Consider the following 19,031-nt stretch of genomic DNA (forward strand, 5'->3'; position numbering starts at 1 on the left):
CGATCTAAAACTCCCACGATCCCACCGGGTCAGTTTCTGAGTACCTGCCTTTTAGGCGCGGTATCGATTGACCCTCCCCAACGGAAAAACCGGTAAGGACTTTATGTGCGGATTAGCTGGCGAGTTACGCTTTGATCATCAACCTGCAGACCTTGCAGCCATTGAACGAATCACTCATCACCTGGCGCCTCGCGGCCCCGACGCGTGGGGCTTTCACAGCCAGGGGCCGATTGCCCTTGGTCATCGTCGCCTGAAAATCATGGACCTGTCGGACGGCTCGGCGCAGCCGATGGTCGACCATCAACTGGGCCTGTCCCTGGCCTTCAACGGCGCGATCTACAACTTCCCCGAACTGCGTACCGAACTTGAATCCCTCGGTTACGCCTTCTATTCCGGCGGCGACACCGAAGTGCTGCTCAAGGGCTACCACGCCTGGGGCGAAGCGCTGTTGCCCAAGCTCAACGGCATGTTTGCCTTCGCCATCTGGGAGCGTGACGCCAAGCGCCTGTTCATCGCCCGTGACCGTCTCGGCGTGAAGCCGCTGTACCTGTCGCGCACCGGCCAGCGCCTGCGCTTTGCCTCGGCATTGCCCGCGTTGCTCAAGGGCGGCGATATCAACCCGATCCTCGATCCGGTGGCGCTCAATCATTATCTGAACTTCCACGCGGTGGTCCCGGCGCCGCGCACCTTGCTGGCCGGCATCGAAAAGCTGCCGCCCGCCACCTGGATGCGCATCGAAGCGGACGGCACCACCGAGCAGAAAACCTGGTGGACCCTGCCCTACGGCCCACACGAGGATGAGAAAAATCTGACCCTCGAAGACTGGCGCGACCGCGTACTCGACAGCACCCGCGATGCGGTGGCGATTCGTCAACGGGCAGCGGTGGACGTCGGCGTGTTGCTGTCGGGCGGTGTCGATTCCAGCATGCTCGTCGGTCTGTTGCGGGAGGTCGGCGTGGAAAACCTGTCGACCTTCTCCATCGGTTTCCAGGATGCCGGTGGCGAGCGCGGTGACGAGTTCCAGTATTCGGACCTGATCGCCAGGCATTACGGCACCCAACATCATCAACTGCGCATCGACGAACAAGAGATCATCGAGCAACTGCCCGCCGCCTTCCGCTCGATGAGCGAGCCGATGGTCAGCCATGACTGCATCGCGTTCTATCTGTTGTCCCGCGAAGTGGCCAAGCATTGCAAAGTGGTGCAAAGCGGCCAGGGGGCGGACGAATTGTTCGCCGGGTATCACTGGTATCCGCAGGTCGATGGTGCGGCCGATCCGTACGCGGCGTACCGCGATGCGTTTTTCGATCGCAGCTACGAGGATTACGCCGCCACCGTACAGCCGAAATGGCTGACCGCGAATGACGCCGCCGGCGACTTCGTGAAGGAACATTTCGCACAGCCTGGTGCCGATGCGGCGGTGGACAAAGCCTTGCGTCTGGACAGCACGGTGATGCTGGTGGACGACCCGGTCAAACGCGTCGACAACATGACCATGGCCTGGGGTCTGGAAGCGCGCACGCCGTTTCTCGACTATCGCCTGGTGGAATTGTCAGCCCGGGTGCCGGGCAAATTCAAACTGCCGGACGGCGGCAAGCAAGTGCTGAAAGAAGCAGCGCGACTGGTGATTCCGAGCGAAGTCATCGACCGTAAAAAGGGTTACTTCCCGGTGCCGGGTCTCAAGCATTTGCAGGGCGACACGCTGAACTGGGTGCGCGAATTGCTGCTGGACCCGAGCCAGGATCGTGGCCTGTTCAACCCGGCGATGCTCGACCGTTTGCTGACCGATCCACAAGGCCAGTTGACCCCGTTGCGCGGCTCGAAGCTGTGGCAATTGGCGGCGCTGAACCTGTGGCTCAGTGAACAAGGAATCTGATCGATGAAACCTCACGCCACGGCGTACAGCCAACGCTTGTTGCGCGGTCAGGCGCCCTCCTACGAACGCTTGCAGGCGCGTCTGGCTGAAGACGGCAGTGAACTCGGTACCGCGCCGATTGCCGTGCATTGCGGCTGGGGCCGGTTGTTGATCGGCCATACGTTCCCCGACCCGGCAAGCCTCGCCCAGGAGTTGCTCAATGAGCAACCGGGCGAACGGGACATCGCCCTCTATGTCGCCGCGCCCCAGCAAGTGCTGGGGCTGGAGCCGGCCCAGTTGTTTCTCGATCCGTCGGACACCTTGCGCTTGTGGTTCAGCGATTACCGACAGGCAACCCGCGTGTTTCGCGGCTTTCGCATTCGTCGTGCGCAAGGCGATGCCGACTGGCAGGCGATCAATCAGTTGTATCAGGCGCGTGGCATGTTGCCGATCGACGCCCGTCTGCTGACCCCGCGTCATCTGGGCGGCCCGGTGTACTGGCTGGCCGAAGACGAGGACAGCGGCGCGGTGATCGGCAGTGTCATGGGCCTCAATCATCACAAGGCGTTCAACGATCCGGAAAACGGCAGCAGCCTCTGGTGCCTGGCAGTCGATCCGCACTGTTCGCGGCCCGGCGTCGGTGAAGTGCTGGTACGGCATTTGATCGAACACTTCATGAGCCGTGGCCTGAGTTACCTGGACCTGTCCGTGCTGCACGACAATCGCCAGGCGAAAAGTCTTTACGCCAAGCTCGGTTTTCGCAACCTGTCGACCTTTGCGATCAAGCGCAAGAACGGCATTAACCAACCGTTGTTTCTCGGCCCCGGTCCTGAGGCCGAGTTCAACCCCTACGCGCGGATCATCGTCGAGGAAGCCCATCGTCGCGGCATTGATGTGCAGGTCGATGATGCCGAGGCCGGGATGTTTACCCTCAGCCACGGCGGACGGCGAGTACGTTGCCGCGAGTCGCTGAGTGACCTGACCAGCGCCATCAGCATGAGCCTGTGCCAGGACAAAAGCCTGACGCACAAAGTGTTGAAGGCGGCCGGTCTGAATCTGCCGAGCCAGCAACTGGCGGGCAACGCCGATGACAACCTGGCGTTTCTCGACGAACACGAGCGGGTGGTGGTCAAGCCGCTGGATGGCGAACAGGGTCAAGGGGTGGCGGTGGATCTGCGGACCATCGAAGACGTCCAGCAAGCCATCGAATCAGCCCGTCAGTTCGACAGCCGCGTGCTACTGGAAAGCTTTCACGAAGGCCTCGACCTGCGGATTCTGGTGATCGGGTTTGAGGTGGTGGCGGCGGCGATTCGCCGGCCGGCCGAAGTGGTGGGCGACGGGCAGCATTCCATCGGTGCGCTGATTGACGCCCAGAGTCGGCGTCGACAGGCGGCCACCAGCGGTGAAAGCAAAATCCCGCTGGACCACGAGACCGAACGCACGTTGCAGGCAGCGGGTTACGACTACAGCAGCATTCTGCCGGCGGGTGAACATTTGTTCGTACGGCGTACGGCGAATCTTCATACCGGCGGTGTGCTTGAAGATGTCACGGCGATCCTGCATCCCACGCTGGCGGAGGCCGCCGTGCGCGCGGCGCGGGCGCTGGATATTCCGATGGTCGGGCTCGACCTGATGGTGCCGGCGGCGGATCAGGCGCAATACGTGTTTATCGAAGCCAATGAACGCGCCGGCCTGGCCAACCATGAGCCGCAGCCGACGGCCGAGCGGTTTGTGGATCTGTTGTTTCCGCATAGTCAGCCGGCGGTCTCTTAGTGATGTGGTGCCTGGGTTGGCGCCTTCGCGGGCAAGCCTCGCTCCTACAGGTTTTGCGTCGTTTGGAATATCGCTCACGACGCTATTCCCTGTAGGAGCGAGGCTTGCCCGCGAAGACGGCCTCACAGACACCGCAAATTACCCTCATCGAAACCATCGATGCGCTCAACTCATCAGGAGTTTCCATGACCCATAAAATCCCGGAACCCGACCTCAACTACCTGCAAAAAGTCCTCCTGGAAATGCTCGCCATTCCGAGCCCGACCGGTTTCACCGACACCATCGTGCGTTACGTCGCCGAGCGGCTCGAAGAGCTGGGCATTCCTTTCGAGATGACTCGCCGCGGCACCATCCGCGCCACGCTTAAAGGCAAGAAAAACAGCCCCGACCGCGCCGTTTCCGCCCACCTCGACACCATCGGCGCCGCCGTTCGCGCAGTGAAAGACAACGGTCGCCTGACCCTGGCGCCAGTCGGCTGCTGGTCCAGCCGATTCGCCGAGGGCAGCCGCGTCAGCCTGTTTACCGACAACGGCGTGATCCGTGGCAGCGTGTTGCCGCTGATGGCGTCCGGGCATGCGTTCAACACGGCGGTGGACGAGATGCCGATCAGCTGGGATCACATAGAACTGCGCCTCGACGCGTACTGCGCGACCCGCGCCGATTGCGATTCCCTGGGGATCAGCGTCGGCGATTTCGTCGCGTTCGACCCGTTGCCGGAGTTCACCGAAAGCGGCCACATCAGCGCCCGTCACCTCGACGACAAGGCCGGCGTTGCCGCGCTGCTGGCGGCGCTTAAAGCGATCGTCGACAGTGGCGAAGAGCTGATGATCGACTGCCATCCGCTGTTCACCATCACCGAGGAAACCGGCAGCGGTGCAGCGGCGGCGTTACCGTGGGACGTCAGCGAATTCGTCGGCATCGACATCGCACCGGTCGCGCCCGGCCAGCACTCCAGCGAACATGCGGTCAGCGTGGCGATGCAGGATTCCGGCGGGCCTTATGACTATCACTTGTCGCGGCACTTGCTGCGACTGGCCAGCGACAACGAGTTGCCGGTGCGCCGCGACCTGTTTCGCTACTACTTCAGCGATGCGCATTCGGCGGTCACCGCCGGCCATGACATTCGCACCGCCCTGCTCGCTTTCGGATGCGACGCGACTCATGGCTACGAGCGCACCCACATCGACAGCCTCGCGGCGCTCAGTCGCCTGCTCGGCGCCTACATCCTCAGCCCGCCGGTGTTCGCCAGCGATGCGCAACCAGCCAAGGGTTCGCTGGACCGGTTCAGTCATCAGATCGAACATGACACGCAGATGGAAAGCGATACGCGGGTGCCTTCGGTGGATAGTCTGGTGGGGCAGCGGTCGGATAGCTGATCCGGAATTTTCATTGTCTGGGCTGACGTCTTCGCGGGCAAGCCTCGCTCCTACAGACTTTGCGTCGATCCGAAGTAATGTGATCAACGCGAAACCTGTAGGAGCGAGGCTTGCCCGCGAAGGCGTCAGCCCAGACAACACATCAGATCCAGACTAGCCGCCACCCATCATTCGCCGTAGCATCGCGCCATTGTTTAGCCGAGGTGCCTATGCTGATTCCCCACGACCAACTTGAAGTCGACACCCTGACCCGCCTGATCGAGGATTTCGTGACCCGTGACGGCACCGACAACGGCGATGACACGCCGCTGGAAACCCGCGTATTGCGTGTTCGCCAGGCCCTGACCAAAGGTCAAGCGCTGATTGTCTTCGACCCGGAAAGCGAGCAATGCCAGTTGATGCTCAAGCACGACGTGCCCAAGCATCTGTTCGACTGACGCCTTCATCGCCCTTTGGTTTTTGCCAGTTTGACCTGGATGCGCTTGTAGACTTCGGCACGGTGCACATTGACGTTTTGCGGCGCGTCGACGCCGAAGCGCACCGTGTTGCCGTTGACGGCGACAATACGCACCGAAATGTCGTCACCGATGGAAATCATTTCGCCCACAACGCGGCTGAGTACAAGCATGGCATTCGTCCTTCAGGGTTATCGAACCCTGAAGATGCCCGGCACGCGGCGGGCCTTCAATGCGACGAGGGCAAAACAGTCCCGCCCTACAGCGCAAGGCGAACACCTCCTAAGGAAACGTCTTACAAACCGAGGCTTTGCTTCAGGCAGCGGAAAAACGCGGGCCGAACAGGATGACGCTTGCGCCGATCACACACAGCGCCACACCGATCCAGTCAGAGCCGAGCGGGCGAATCCGTTCGACCACGGCCAGCCAGCCAATCGACGCAATGATGTAGATGCCACCGTAGGCGGCATAAGCCCGCCCCGCGTAGCTCGCCTCGACACGGGTCAGCAGCAGCGCGAACAAGGTCAGGCTGAGCAGCGCCGGCACCACCCACCAGACGCTTTTGCCTTGGCGCAACCACATCCAGAAGGCAAAGCAGCCGGCGATTTCGAACAGCGCGGCGAGAAAAAACCACAGGTAATTGAGCATGCGAACGTCTCGCGAGGATGACCGATGGCGGCCACCCTAACGGCGACGTTGTGCGCGGGCAAGTTCAGCCTGCCGTCTGTTTGGCCTTGGCGCGCATTTTATCGGCCATGAGGGTCATTTCGTCGTAGAGCAGTTGCGGGTTCTTCTGCTTCAGCGCCCAGGCCATACGGCCCTGTTCGTGGGGCAGGATCATGAATTCGCCGGCGGCGACGTGCTGATAGATGTAGTCGGCAATGTCGGCCGCACTAATCGGCGAACTTTCCAGCAACTTGCCAACCTGCGCTTTCATGGCGGGTGTCGGACCACGGAAAGAGTCCAGCAGGTTGGTCTGGAAGAACGACGGGCACACCACATGCACGCCAACTTCCTGGTGCGCCAGTTCGATCAGCAGGCTTTCGGACAACGCCACCACACCGGCCTTGGCCACGTTGTAGTTACTCATCGCCGGGCCTTGCATCAGGGCGGCCATCGACGCGATGTTGATGATCTTGCCTTTGCTTTTTTCCAGCAGCGGCAAGAACGCCTTGCAACCCTTGACCACGCCCATCAGGTTAATCGCGATCTGCCAGTCCCAGTCTTCCAGGGACAGCTCGCTGAAGAACCCGCCCGAGGCGACACCGGCGTTGTTGACGATGACATCGATGCCGCCGAGCTTGACTTCACAGGCTTGGGCGAACGCGGTCAGCTGACTGTAATCGCGCACGTCGCAACGCTGGATAAAGCCATCGCCGCCGGCTTCGCGAACCAGCTTCAGGGTTTCCTGCAGACCGGGTTCGCTGACATCCGACAAAGCCAGTTGCCAGCCTTCACGTGCCCAGCGCAGCGCGATTTCGCGACCCAGGCCCGAGCCCGCGCCAGTGATCATCATGCGATTTTGCATAGCAAACAGCCTTGTTGTTCCGGGGAAGATGCGTCGAGTGTAGCGAAGGACCTTGCCCGACCCACGCTCCATCAGATTGCTGAATGGCGCGAGCAAACCGTGAGCGCGCCTGTATCAACCAGGCCCCTGAAAACGAAATAAGCCTTTCTTCGAAAAACATTAAAAAAACTTGGAATTTTCTTTCAAGTGCACCAGTCGGAATTTACAAGCAGCTCGGGTTTATTGCAGTCCAGCTGACAATTAACACCAGGCAATTTCAGAACACTTCCGACAAGGAAATAGACATGGGCACAATACTAATCATTATTCTGATCCTCCTGCTGGTAGGTGGTCTGCCGGTCTTCCCTCATTCCAGAAGTTGGGGTTATGGCCCGTCGGGTATCATCGGCGTGGTGTTGGTGGTGCTGTTGATTTTGCTGTTACTCGGCAAGATATAAGGATCTGACAGGCAAAAAAAAGAGGCCCTTGAAGGGCCTCTTTTTTATTGCATCAACAGTCAGTCCGGCTTGCCGTCAACGACACCGGCGGTGTTGTCGATCAGGCTCTTGGTCGCCGTTTGCAGGAACGCTTCGAGCTTGAGTTTCAGCTCGGCAGTGCGAGGTGCATTCGGTACGATCTCGGCGTGAGGTGTCGCGCCCAGTTCGTACTGATACATCTTCGGCTCCATTTCCTTTTCTTTCGGCAAGACCAGAATCTGATCCGCCGTGACGATGGCCGTGGTCTGTTCGCTGCCCGACGGTTTGATCACGCCAAAACCGGTGTCGCCTTCCGGCAGGTCGAGCAGGTCACGCCCCCAGCACTGATGACGCACTTCGCCACCGATGCGACCCATGATGGTCGGTACGATGTCGATCTGCGTGCCTACCGTGTGGTCAAGTTTGCCGAATTTGTCCTGGATGCCCGGTGCAATCATCAGCATCGGCACGTTGAAGCGGCCCAGGTCCATTTCGGTGATCTGGCGCTCGTTGCCGAAACCGTGGTCACCGACGATGACAAACAGGGTTTCCTTGAAGTAAGGCTCCTTGCGGGCCTTTTCAAAGAACTGACCGAGCGCCCAGTCCGCGTAACGCATGGCGGTCAAATGCTCGTTCAGGCTGCCACGATCGGTCACGCGCTCGACCGGCAATGGCGTCGGCAAGGCGTATGGCGTGTGGTTTGACAGGGTCTGCAGCAAGGCATAGAACGGCTTGCCGTTTTCCCGTGCCTTGAGCTCGACCAGACCACGGTCGAACATGTCCTGGTCGGACACACCCCAGGTTGGATCGGAGAACACCGGGTTGACGAAGTCGTTACGACCAATGAAGTTGGTCATGCCCTGGCTGCTGAAGAAACCCGACTGGTTATCCCAGGCGAAGTCGCCGTTGTAGACGTACACGTCGTCATAGTCGCGGGCGCTGAGCAATTGCGGGAGGCCGGACAGTTTGTGGCTGCCTTCCGGGGTCTGCATCAGGTATTCGAAACCCGGCAGGTTCGGGAAGCAGGCCATGGTGGCGAACATACCCTGGTGGGTGTGGGTGCCGTTGGAGAAGAAGCGGTCAAACAGCAGGCCTTCCTTCGACAGCTTGTCGAGGTACGGCGTGATGTTACCCGGTGCACCGAGGGCGCCGACCGAGTGACCGGCCATGCTTTCCATCAGGATCACGACGACGTTCTTGATCGGCAGGGTCTTGTCGGCCGGCGGCGTGTAATCGCGACGCACCGCTGCGGTCTCGGCATCCACCAGTTTGTCGTTCGGCATCACCAGCATGTCACGCACGATTTGCTGAGCTTGCGGCTGTGGCAGCGTGGCTTTCCAGATGTTGTCGCGATCTTCGGACATCCGGCTCTTGGCTGCCGCGACCAGCGACAATGTGCCGTTGAGGCCCAGCTGGTTGGCGAAGTTGGAGTCGGTGGTGTAGACGTCACCCCAACGCAGTGGCGGGCCTTGGCGCAGAGTGCCGCGAGCCGCGACCACGCAAACCAGCAGGCACACCACGAACACGACACTGCGCGCGTACCACGGGGCGATCTGGCGCGTGCCGATGCTGCCGCCGCTGAATGGACCGCGAGGACGGGTCGCGCGGTCGGCGCCCTTGAACGCCAGGGTCAGGATCAACGTGCCCACGGCCCAGGCCAGCAGGTAGCGAACCACCGGGAATCCGTACCAGAGCATGCTCATTACGGTTTTCGGGTCTTCCTTCACGTACTGGAAAACCAGGCCGTTGAGGCGCTGGTGGAACTCGCGATAGAAGTCCATTTCCATCAGGCCGAGGAACAGCGCGATGCTCGAAGCGATGGTCAGCCAGAAACGGAAGAACCCGCGGGCCGCCATGGCCCGGGCGCTGAACAGCGCCAGCAACAGCGGAATGCTGAGGTAGACCACCAGGCGCAGGTCGAAGCGCAGGCCGTTGGCGAACGCTTCGAAGAAGGTCGAGGCCGGGGTGTCGAGGATCATCTCGCGGTTGTAGACCAGCAGCGCGACGCGCAGCAGGCTGAACATGACCATCATGACCAGGGCACACAGCAGCGTGTAGGCCAGATGCGATTTGACGGTCGGTTGCAGCAGGCGACTAGAAGCTCGCTGCTGACTCAGGGCGTCCGGGATTGCCATGTCGTTTTAGGACCCATTGGAAGTTGAAGTTTCAAAATTACAGCTGCGCCCTGCCCTCTGTTGGCCAGTTCTCGGCCCCGGGGTTTGCGCGGTGCGCAAATGTTGCACGATCAACCGCGGCATTGCTATTGATTACTGATCTGCACGGCTGGCGCGGGCGAATTGTCTTGGAGGCTTTGTGAAAATTTTGTGTAGTGCATATTCGGAAACACAATAAAGTCCCTCCAAGTCATCAAACGTCTGTGTTGATGGGGCTTTTGGGGGATTGGATATTTGATCGGGGGCTTATCCGTTGTTGCGGTCACGGCGGCTATTGGTTTCGCTCTTACAGCGAGTCACTTGGAGAAGCGCCAAGTAACCAAGCGCTTTTGCCCCTTTCGTTCGGTGCCTCGCTAAGGCTCGGCATGCCCTCGCTTCGGTCCTGCTCCGTGGGCCCGCCGCCATCGGCCATCCATGGCCGGGGGCGGCTAACCCGGCATCCATGCCGGGTTGCCCACTGCGCAGAACCTCCACTCGGCCTCTCGAGGGGGCGACTACCGCCACAGCCGCCGAGGCGGCCTGAAAGCCGACCTGGCTCCTCAGTCGTGTGCACTCTCCCGCACTGTGGTGGCTGCACTAGTCTTGGATGTTTGCACATTCCCTCTGTAGGAGCCGGCTTGCTGGCGATAGCGGTGGATCAGTCATCTGTTTATTGACTGGACAGACGCCATCGCCAGCAAGCTGGCTCCTACAGGGGAAATGCATAGGTGTCAGGATGAATACGATCAACTGTAGGAGCCGGCTTGCTGGCGATAGCGGTGGATCAGTCACCTGTTTATTGACTGGACGGACGCCATCGCCAGCAAGCTGGCTCCCACAGGGGAAATGCATAGGTGTCTGGATGAATACGATCAACTGTAGGAGCCGGCTTGCCGGCGATAGCGGTGGGTCAGTCACCTGTTTATTGACTGGACGGACGCCATCGCCAGCAAGCCGGCTCCTACAGGGGAAATGCATAGGTGTCTGGATGAATACGAGCAACTGTAGGAGCCGGCTTGGCGGCGATAGCGGTGGGTCAGTCACCTGTTTATTGATTGAACGGACGCCATCGCCAGCAAGCTGGCTCCTACAGGGGAAATGCATAGGTGTCTGGATGAATACGAGCAACTGTAGGAGCCGGCTTGCCGGCGATAGCGGTGGGTCAGTCACCTGTTTATTGACTGGACGGACGCCATCGCCAGCAAGCCGGCTCCTACAGGGGAAATGCATAGGTGTCTGGATGAATACGATCAACTGTAGGAGCCGGCTTGGCGGCGATAGCGGTGGGTCAGTCACCTGTTTATTGACTGGACGGACGCCATCGCCAGCAAGCTGGCTCCTACAGGGGAAATGCATAGGTGTCTGGATGAATACGATCAACTGTAGGAGCCGGCTTGGCGGCGATAGCGGTGGGTCAGTCAACCTGTTTATTGACTGGACGGACGCCATCGCCAGCAAGCCGGCTCCTACAGGGAATCGCGTACGCTTTTGATTTCCACCACTCATCAGGCCGAGCGTTAGCTCGCCTTCCGCTTTTGATCTGAGCGCCCCCTCGAGAGGCCGAGCGCAGGTTCTGCGCAGTGGGCAACCCGGCATGGATGCCGGGTTAGCCGCCCCCGGCCATGGATGGCCGATGGCGGCGGGCCCACGGAGCAGGACCGGAGCGAGGGCATGCCGAGCCACAGCGAGGCACCGAACGAAAGGGGCAAGAGCGCTTTGGTTACTTTCGCGCTTTTCGAAAGTGACTCGCTGTAAAAGCGAAACCATAAGCCGCCATGACCACAGCAACGGATATGCACACCAATCAAACAAACCCGCAAAAAAAAGCCCCGATCAAATCAGGGCTTTTTATAGAAAGAAACGAAGCGATTACTTCTCGGCACGCTCTTTCAGGGCCTTCAAGGTATTGAACGGCGCATCAACCACAAACTTGTTGGCAATCATCGAAGGCACGCTACCACCCGGCTCAGTGTGAACCTGATAGGTCACTTCAATCTGGTCACCCTTGGGCACGAACTTCCAGAACCCATCAACCTTGGCAACCCGCACAAAACCCTTTTCCTCAGGAATATACTTCGGCACACCCTCAAGCTTACGGGTCAGACTGCCATCGGCGCCTACAGTAGTCGTGATATGCAGCACCGAATCACGCGCAGTCACCGGCCATGGGGTATTGAACTGGGTGTAGGTCCAGCTCTGATCGCCTTCATGCTTGAGCAGCTTCTGCTGCTTGCATTCGTGAATCCACGAGCAGGCGCCCGCCACGTCTTCCTGAAGTGCGCGCAATTTGGCCATGGTGGTTTCCATCAGGGTAACGCCCTGATAAGCCTTGTAGTCAGAGCCGGCCACTTCACTCAAGGACACCTTGATGCCGTCTTCATTCTTGGCCACCTTCCAGTCTTCGGCCTGTGCGGTGGCATTCGCCAGCAAAACCGTCAAACCACACAGCACAGCCATACGATGCAGCGAACCCATAATCTTATTCCTTATTGTTGAAGTTCCGTTCGTTGACACATCACGCCGCCGTCATCTGCTCCCACCAGCCCAGCAATCTGATCGCTTCGTCACTGCTGTTTCCGCAGACTTCGACGTCGGCTTCAAACGCCGAACACACGGCCGGACGTTCCGGTTGGCCGAAAATACTGCACAGGTTTTCGGCAGAGAGTTGAACGCAACGTTCTCCGGCGGCTTTGCCATTGGGCATACCGGGAATCGGAGAACTGATGGAAGGGGCAATGCAACAGGCGCCACAGCCTTCACGGCATTTCATGACGACGAGCTCCTCGCGACGGGTGATGTGTTAAAGGACGGGGCACAGAGTAACCGCTAAAACAGTTGTTTTAAATTACCTGTCGCCGGGTTTTTACGCTCAAACCAGCGTGACTGACCAGTCTCCGACAAAGCGTCTGGCCTGCGGGTCACGCCGAGGAAGGATTTACTGCTTGAACTCCAATTCCAGCGCCGCGCCCTCGACTTCCCGACGCTCTTCGTTACGCAGTTGCAACTTCATTTCGTTGCTGATCAGTCGCCCGTTGAGCTGGAACGGAGAGCTGCCAGCCTTCTCACCGAACATTTGCGGCAACACGGCGTCGTGCCGGGGCAACGGAACTGTACCGACCGGCTTAAACTCTTCGGCCATTTCCTCAGGCAAGCTCAAATCCAGGTCAGCCGAAGGCAGTTTGGTTTTCACCACTTCACTGGCCGGTTTCGATTTGGAGGCAATGGGTGAACGTTTTTTCTGCGTAGCCGCTTTCTTTTTGACCGGCGTGGCTTTTTTTGCCGGTGCCGGTTTTTTCGATGTCGCGCTGGCGGCCGGTTTTTCCTGAACGGGAGCCGCCAGGACGCCTTCCGAATTGAAGGTTATCAACAGGCAGATCGACAACCAGGCGGCAGGAAAAATCGGTTTCATGGATCCAACGGAGAACGGCGCTATCGGCAGAGGGCCATATGCTCGCTCGTTGGACGCGACATGACAAGCTCGGGCAGGAATTACCCGCCCGCCCGTCATATTCCGCCGGCCATCTCCTGGCAAAGCTGGGTAGCCAGCATGCCCAGAGTCATCAACGCACGCTCGGCTTCGCGATTCCAGGGAATGCCGCAGTTGAGCCGAATGCAGTGATTGAACTGCTCGGTGTTACTGAAAATCAGCCCCGGTGCGATGCTGATGCCTTGCTGCAACGCGCGCACATGAAGTTCTTGTGTATTGACCCGCCCCGGCAGACTCACCCACAGAATGAAGCCGCCGGTCGGCCGGGTCATCTGCGTGCCTTCCGGGAAATACTGCTGTACCGCGAGCTGGAAAGCGCTGAGATTTTTGCGGTACTCCTGACGGATGTAGCGCAAATGCCGGTCGTAACCGCCATTTTCCAGATACGCCGCGATCCCCATCTGCGTAACGCTGCAAGCCGAATGCGTGCTGAAGGTCTGCAAGCGCTGGATTTCCTGCTGGTACTTGCCGGCAATCATCCAGCCAATCCGCACACCCGGAGACAGGGTCTTGGAGAAGCTTGAGCAGTAGATCACCCGATCCAGCCGGTCGTAGGCCTTGAGTGCCTTGGTACGGCCCTGCTCGAACATCAGCTCGCCGTAGATATCGTCTTCGACCACCTGAATATCGAAATCCGAGGCCAGGCGCAGCAGTTGTTTCTGCCGCTCTTCGGGCATGGTGCCGCCCAGCGGATTGCTCAGACGCGTGGTCAGCACCAGCGCTTTGATCGACCATTGATTCGCTGCCAGTTGCAAGGCTTCCAGGCTCATGCCGGTGGCCGGATCGCTGGGGATCTCGATGACTTTCAGGCCCAGCAGATCGGCCAGTTGCAGCAACCCGTAGTAGGTTGGCGACTCGGCGGCGATCAAGTCACCCGGCCGGGTCAGCACGCGCAGGGACATCTGCAAGGCATCGACGCAGCCGTGGGTGATGACCACTTCCGACGGATCGACCACCACGCCGGCATCGCGCATGCGAATCGCCACTTGCCGTCGCAACGGTTCAAAACCGGGGCTGAACATGTAACTGAATGCCCGTGGGCTATGGAATCGGGTGACTTTGGCCAACTGCTGATGCAGCGCCCGCACTGGCAGGTAATCGACGCTCGGCACCGCCGCGCCCAAGGGAAACACGCCCTCACGACGGGATTCGACCAACACTTGTTGAATGATGCTGCTGCGGGTGACTAGGCCGGGACGTTCGACCCGGGCGATGTCCGGCGTCGGCGCAGTCAGGGCCGGCGTCTGGTGCACGTAGTAACCCGACTGCGGCCGGGCACGGATCAGCCCCTGATCTTCGAGATTGGCATACGCCTGCAACACCGTCGCATGGCTGACGTTGAGCTGCGAACTCATCTTGCGCACCGAAGGCACGCGCTCCCCCGGCTGATAGACCCCACGACGGATGTCTTCGGCCAGTTGTTGAGCAATACGTTGGTAGAGCAAGAGATTGGTCATGACGCAGCACTCGATTTCACGGGCATTTTATTCTTGTGTGAAACAATACCGGAACAGTTTAGAAGTGTACGGGGACAGTTGCCACAATAGTCGACGGTACAGTGCAGTGTCAGCAAAATCTGTACTGCTTTGCGAGGCAATTCGCAGACACAAAAAAACCCGGCGCTGTCTGGCAGCCCGGGTTTGTAGGAGCCGGCTCGCAGGCGATGGCATCACTTCGGTTCGTCTGAAACACCGCGGTGATGCCATCGTCGGAACGCCGCCCGCAGCAAGCCGGCTCCTACAGAGTATGTGGTTTCAATCGGAATCCGCTATTACCGGGCAGCGCCGAGCAGGCCTTTTTCGTCGGAGAACACAATTTCCACCCGACGGTTCTGCGCCCGGCCCCGTTCCGAGGCGTTCGCGTCTACCGGGTATTCGTCGCCATAACCTTCGACCTTAATGCGTTTTTCGTCGATGCCCAGGTCCGTCAACACGTCCGCCACCGATTGCGCACGGTCACGGGACAGTTTGAGGTTTTCCTGCTTGCCGCCGGTGCTGTCGGCGTAACCTTCGATGCGCACGACGCGCTTGGGATTGAGCTGCAGGAATTGCACGATCTTCAACACCACGCGGTTCGCCGAGTTTTTCAACTCCGCTTCGCCGGTGTCGAACAGCACGTCGCCGAGGGTCATCACCAGGCCACGGTCAGTCTGGGTCGTGGCCAGCGCAACAATCTGCTCTTCAAGCCACTTGCCCTGCTGCTGCACGCTCAGCAATTTGGATTCGCGCAGGGCCAGTTGCAGGCGCTGACGCTCCAGTTCGAGCTTCGCCGCGCGCTCTTCGTTGAGTACCTGATTGGTGTGCTCCCGAGCGATTTCGCTGTAGCGCCGGCTCAGGTAGGCGTAATGCAGTACGTCGGACCCGCTGCCCCAGTAGCTGGACAGTCGATCGGCACGGGCCAGGGATTCACCGGCACGGATCACGTCTTTCGGCGCGATTCGCAGCACGTTGGAATCTTCTTTCACCTTCTGAAAGTCGGCACCCGCTTCTTGCAACGCGGCTTCACTGTGCTGACCGGCGCAGCCATAGAGACTCGCACAACCAACAAGGATCAAGCCGCCGATAGCTTTGGACGTGAGGTTCATTGGGCATCCCCCACTTGCTTGCGCAATCGAGTGATGCGGGTGTTGAGAAGATCCAGCTTCTCTTCACTTTTGAGCGTCAGTACCTTGGCTTCGGCCAGGCGCGCGTCAAGTTCGGCCTGTTCGGCGCGCATGCGTGCATGTTTGTAAGACTGATCGGCCATATCACCTTGGGCACGGGCGAATTTATCTTCGGCCAGTTTCATTTCAGGCACGTCGTCCGCGGTGGCCCCTACGGCTTTGGCTTGCACGAGCACCTGTTCGGTCAGGCGTATCTGTTCATTCGGCGCCGGATCGGCTGCACAACCCGCCAGAGCCAGAACGGCCAGGGCAGCGAAAAGAGGTCGAATACTCACTAAAAATCCCTACTGTTTTGGGGTACTGGCGGGTGGTTGCTGTGGCTGCTGTTGCTGCGCTTTCCAGCGCTCGATATTGCGTTGCAGCACGGCTTCCGTCAGTCCGGACGCGGGCAATTCTGTCATCTTTTTGGCCAGCTGTCCGCGCAACCACGGATCGTTGCAGGCAGAGTTATGGGAAACCGCGAGGAACAGGCCGGGTTTGTCGACCGGCTGCGGGCGCGCGACGAGGTCATTGGCCATGCTCAGGGCCTGTGCGGCTGCCATGCCCGAATAGCGTCCGGCGAGGACAAATTCCACTTCCCCCAACAGCAATTTCTGAAGGGCCTGGGTCAGGTTTGGAGTGCGTACGAGGGTCAATTGCTGCTCGGCGAACGTAGCGAATTCCGAGGTCATTCGAGACTTTTCCGACAACGCGCCGGGATGACCGTGAAGGTCCTGCGCCTGGTTGTAGACCAGTGGCGAGTCTTTTCGGGTCCAGACCAGGTAATCGTTTTCCAGCAACGGCGGATGGATGTAATCCAGGGTTTCCAGCTCACTGACCGTCAACGGCGCGTCGGCCAGCATGTCCATGCGCCCACTGCGCACTTCCTCGAGCGCCTGGGCGCGTTTGCCGGCATAGAGCATCTCGACCTTGATGCCCAACTGCCCTGCTACTTGTTGCAACAGGTCGGCACTGGCACCGATCAGGTGCTTGGGGTTTTGCGGGTCCTGCCACAGATACGGCGGCGCATCCGGGCTGCCGGTGACCACCAGTCGCTCACACTTGCCCGCTGCGATGGACAGCGTCGGCAACAGCGTCAGACCCAGCAGCAATGACCAACCGAACACTCGATGCAGATCCATACTCAAACCCCGTTATATCCCCTGTAGGAGCGAGACCGGCTTGCCGGCGATGGACGTTAACGATGACGCGCCCGCTCCGGGTAACCGCGGTGCCTCCAAGTCCATCGCGAGCAGGCTCGCTCCTACAGAAGAGCAAAAAAAAGCCCGACCAAAAGGTCGGGCTCTTTATAGGTCAAGCGGCTGGATTAGACCAGCTTCTCGAACTCAGGGATGGCTTCGAACAGGTCAGCCACCAGGCCGTAATCGGCCACCTGGAAGATCGGCGCTTCTTCGTCCTTGTTGATCGCGACGATCACTTTGGAGTCTTTCATGCCGGCCAGGTGCTGGATCGCGCCAGAGATACCGACCGCGATGTACAGCTGTGGAGCAACGATCTTGCCGGTCTGACCGACCTGCATGTCGTTGGGTACGAAACCTGCGTCGACCGCGGCGCGGGAAGCACCGACGGCAGCGCCCAGCTTGTCGGCCAGGGCGTACAGGTGTTTGAAGTTGTCGCCGTTCTGCATGCCGCGACCGCCGGAAACGACGATTTTGGCAGCGGTCAGTTCCGGACGATCGGACTTGGCCAGTTCTTCACCAACGAAGCTCGAAGTGCCGGCGTTGTGCGCAGCAGCAACTGCTTCAACGGCAGCCGAACCGCCTTCAGCGGCAACCGGGTCGAAACCGGTGGCACGCACGGTGATCACCTTGACCGCAGCGTTCGACTGAACGGTAGCGATGGCGTTACCGGCGTAGATCGGGCGCTTGAAGGTGTCAGCGCTTTCAACCGAGATGATCTCGGAGATCTGGTCAACGTCCAGCTGAGCGGCAACGCGCGGCAGGATGTTTTTGCCGTTGGAAGTGGCGGCAGCCAGGATGTGGCTGTAGCCCTTGCCCAGCTCGGCAACCAGTGGTGCGACGTTTTCCGGCAGTTGGTGCGCGTAGGCGGCGTTATCGGCCACCAGCACTTTAGCCACGCCAGCCACTTTCGCAGCGGCTTCAGCCACGGCGCCAGCGCCTTGACCTGCAACCAGCACGTGGATGTCGCCGCCGATTTTGGCAGCAGCGGCCACGGTGTTCAGCGTGGCCGGGGCCAGCACTTTGTTGTCGTGTTCAGCAATAACCAAGATAGTCATTTAGATTACCTTCGCTTCGTTTTTCAGTTTCTCGACCAGTTCAGCCACCGACTTGACCTTGATACCCGCGCTGCGTGCAGCAGGCGCTTCGACTTTCACGGTCTTGTTGGTGGAGGCGGTGGAAACGCCCAAAGCGTCCGGAGTCAGCACTTCGAGAGGCTTCTTCTTGGCTTTCATGATGTTTGGCAGGGACGCGTAGCGCGGCTCGTTCAAACGCAGGTCGGTGGTGACGATGGCCGGCAGTTTCAGGGAAACTGTTTGCGCGCCGCCGTCGATTTCGCGGGTCACGGCAACGCTGTCGCCGGACACTTCGACTTTGGACGCGAAGGTGCCCTGACCGTAGCCGCTCAATGCAGCGAGCATCTGGCCAGTCTGGTTGTTGTCGCTGTCGATGGCCTGTTTGCCGAGGATCACCAGCTGAGGCTGTTCCTTGTCGACAACGGCTTTGAGCAGCTTGGCAACGGCCAGGGAAGTCAGATCTTCAGCGGATTCGACGAGGATGGCGCGGTCGGCACCCAGAGCCAGCGCGGTGCGCAGTTGCTCTTGAGCGGTGGACGGGCCGATGGAGACGACGACGATTTCAGTCGCAACGCCTTTCTCTTTCAGGCGTACGGCTTCTTCCACTGCGATTTCGCAGAACGGGTTCATCGACATCTTCACGTTGGCGAGGTCGACGCCGGAATTGTCCGCCTTGACGCGAACCTTGACGTTGTAATCCACAACGCGTTTGACAGCTACAAGAACCTTCATGGATTCCTCGTTACTCTCCGGTGAAAAGAAAGTCGCCTAGGCGAACCTGGCGGTTGATGCTCATCGGGCGCAAGGGCACCTCTAAAAACGCCGGCATACGTGTCAAGTGACCATCGCTCATGACGTTGATGACCGTTCGTCAGTGGTGACCAACAAGTCATTAAATATCGTGGCGTGTAAACTGCGCGCCAACACTGCGCTGCGCATCACCTTGTACTGCCATCGCCCTGTCTTTAGAGGTGCTCTTGAAACCAACAGTCAGCCTACGGCGAGCGCAAAACCGACCGTATCTTGACCGGAA

18 protein-coding genes are annotated in these 19,031 nt (G+C 59.6%); 5 read left to right on the forward strand and 13 right to left on the reverse strand.

Annotated features, from left to right (window positions below; all coding sequences use genetic code 11):
• Nucleotides 1–103 precede the first annotated feature (103 nt).
• The 4 genes from KGB25_RS06490 (at nt 104) to KGB25_RS06505 (ending at nt 5,441) form a co-directional block, all read left to right on the forward strand.
• On the forward strand, nt 104–1,876 hold the full coding sequence (locus KGB25_RS06490; protein ID WP_223434632.1) for an N-acetylglutaminylglutamine amidotransferase: 1,773 nt from the start codon (nt 104–106) through the stop codon (nt 1,874–1,876).
• Between the two features lie 3 nt (nt 1,877–1,879).
• On the forward strand, nt 1,880–3,628 hold the full coding sequence (ngg, locus tag KGB25_RS06495; RefSeq protein ID WP_223434633.1) for an N-acetylglutaminylglutamine synthetase: 1,749 nt from the start codon (nt 1,880–1,882) through the stop codon (nt 3,626–3,628).
• Nucleotides 3,629–3,813: 185 nt separating this feature from the next.
• Nucleotides 3,814–5,004, forward strand: coding sequence for an osmoprotectant NAGGN system M42 family peptidase (locus KGB25_RS06500; protein WP_192227889.1), 1,191 nt, complete (start codon nt 3,814–3,816; stop codon nt 5,002–5,004).
• 209 nt (nt 5,005–5,213) lie between these two features.
• Nucleotides 5,214–5,441 (forward strand): YheU family protein, encoded by a 228-nt coding sequence (locus tag KGB25_RS06505; protein WP_003199186.1) that lies wholly within the window; start codon nt 5,214–5,216, stop codon nt 5,439–5,441.
• Between the two features lie 5 nt (nt 5,442–5,446).
• Here KGB25_RS06505 and csrA read toward each other — a convergent pair whose 3' ends face one another.
• From csrA to KGB25_RS06520, 3 genes are all read right to left on the reverse strand, one after another.
• Nucleotides 5,447–5,632, reverse strand: coding sequence for a carbon storage regulator CsrA (gene csrA / locus KGB25_RS06510; protein WP_207285734.1), 186 nt, complete (start codon nt 5,630–5,632; stop codon nt 5,447–5,449).
• A gap of 142 nt (nt 5,633–5,774) precedes the next feature.
• Nucleotides 5,775–6,107, reverse strand: coding sequence for a YnfA family protein (locus KGB25_RS06515; RefSeq protein WP_008034549.1), 333 nt, complete (start codon nt 6,105–6,107; stop codon nt 5,775–5,777).
• Between the two features lie 64 nt (nt 6,108–6,171).
• Nucleotides 6,172–6,987 (reverse strand): SDR family oxidoreductase, encoded by an 816-nt coding sequence (locus KGB25_RS06520; protein WP_008034550.1) that lies wholly within the window; start codon nt 6,985–6,987, stop codon nt 6,172–6,174.
• 278 nt (nt 6,988–7,265) lie between these two features.
• Here KGB25_RS06520 and KGB25_RS06525 point away from each other — a divergent pair, with 278 nt between their 5' ends.
• Complete coding sequence (locus KGB25_RS06525) at nt 7,266–7,424, forward strand: DUF3309 family protein (protein WP_174602692.1); 159 nt, start codon at nt 7,266–7,268, stop codon at nt 7,422–7,424.
• A gap of 59 nt (nt 7,425–7,483) precedes the next feature.
• On the opposite strand, the gene KGB25_RS06530 is transcribed toward KGB25_RS06525, so the two are convergent.
• The 10 genes from KGB25_RS06530 to KGB25_RS06575 form a co-directional block, all read right to left on the reverse strand.
• A complete protein-coding gene (locus KGB25_RS06530; RefSeq protein ID WP_223434634.1) occupies nt 7,484–9,577 on the reverse strand; it encodes an LTA synthase family protein in 2,094 nt (697 codons plus the stop codon).
• Nucleotides 9,578–11,464: 1,887 nt separating this feature from the next.
• Nucleotides 11,465–12,070, reverse strand: a complete 606-nt coding sequence (locus KGB25_RS06535; protein ID WP_223434635.1) for an START domain-containing protein — start codon at nt 12,068–12,070, stop codon at nt 11,465–11,467.
• A 40-nt stretch (nt 12,071–12,110) separates the two neighbouring features.
• Nucleotides 12,111–12,365, reverse strand: a complete 255-nt coding sequence (locus KGB25_RS06540; protein ID WP_008032889.1) for a YkgJ family cysteine cluster protein — start codon at nt 12,363–12,365, stop codon at nt 12,111–12,113.
• A gap of 165 nt (nt 12,366–12,530) precedes the next feature.
• Nucleotides 12,531–13,004, reverse strand: a complete 474-nt coding sequence (locus tag KGB25_RS06545) for a translation initiation factor 2 (RefSeq protein ID WP_207286297.1) — start codon at nt 13,002–13,004, stop codon at nt 12,531–12,533.
• A 95-nt stretch (nt 13,005–13,099) separates the two neighbouring features.
• Nucleotides 13,100–14,539, reverse strand: a complete 1,440-nt coding sequence (locus KGB25_RS06550; protein ID WP_207286296.1) for a PLP-dependent aminotransferase family protein — start codon at nt 14,537–14,539, stop codon at nt 13,100–13,102.
• A 314-nt stretch (nt 14,540–14,853) separates the two neighbouring features.
• Nucleotides 14,854–15,666 (reverse strand): OmpA family protein, encoded by an 813-nt coding sequence (locus tag KGB25_RS06555; RefSeq protein WP_008040863.1) that lies wholly within the window; start codon nt 15,664–15,666, stop codon nt 14,854–14,856.
• Complete coding sequence (locus KGB25_RS06560; protein WP_008040864.1) at nt 15,663–16,019, reverse strand: DUF4398 domain-containing protein; 357 nt, start codon at nt 16,017–16,019, stop codon at nt 15,663–15,665. The genes KGB25_RS06555 and KGB25_RS06560 overlap by 4 nt, the downstream gene beginning before the upstream one ends.
• 9 nt (nt 16,020–16,028) lie before the next feature.
• Complete coding sequence (locus tag KGB25_RS06565) at nt 16,029–16,865, reverse strand: substrate-binding periplasmic protein (RefSeq protein ID WP_008040865.1); 837 nt, start codon at nt 16,863–16,865, stop codon at nt 16,029–16,031.
• 185 nt (nt 16,866–17,050) lie between these two features.
• Nucleotides 17,051–17,980 carry an electron transfer flavoprotein subunit alpha/FixB family protein gene (locus KGB25_RS06570; RefSeq protein ID WP_008040866.1) on the reverse strand — a complete coding sequence of 310 codons (930 nt, stop codon included), beginning with the start codon at nt 17,978–17,980 and terminating at the stop codon, nt 17,051–17,053.
• Complete coding sequence (locus tag KGB25_RS06575) at nt 17,981–18,730, reverse strand: electron transfer flavoprotein subunit beta/FixA family protein (protein WP_007942046.1); 750 nt, start codon at nt 18,728–18,730, stop codon at nt 17,981–17,983.
• Between the last annotated feature and the right edge of the window lie 301 nt (nt 18,731–19,031).

The organism is Pseudomonas sp. BF-RE-21, from assembly GCF_019947305.1.
GTDB classification, from domain to species: domain Bacteria; phylum Pseudomonadota; class Gammaproteobacteria; order Pseudomonadales; family Pseudomonadaceae; genus Aquipseudomonas; species Aquipseudomonas migulae.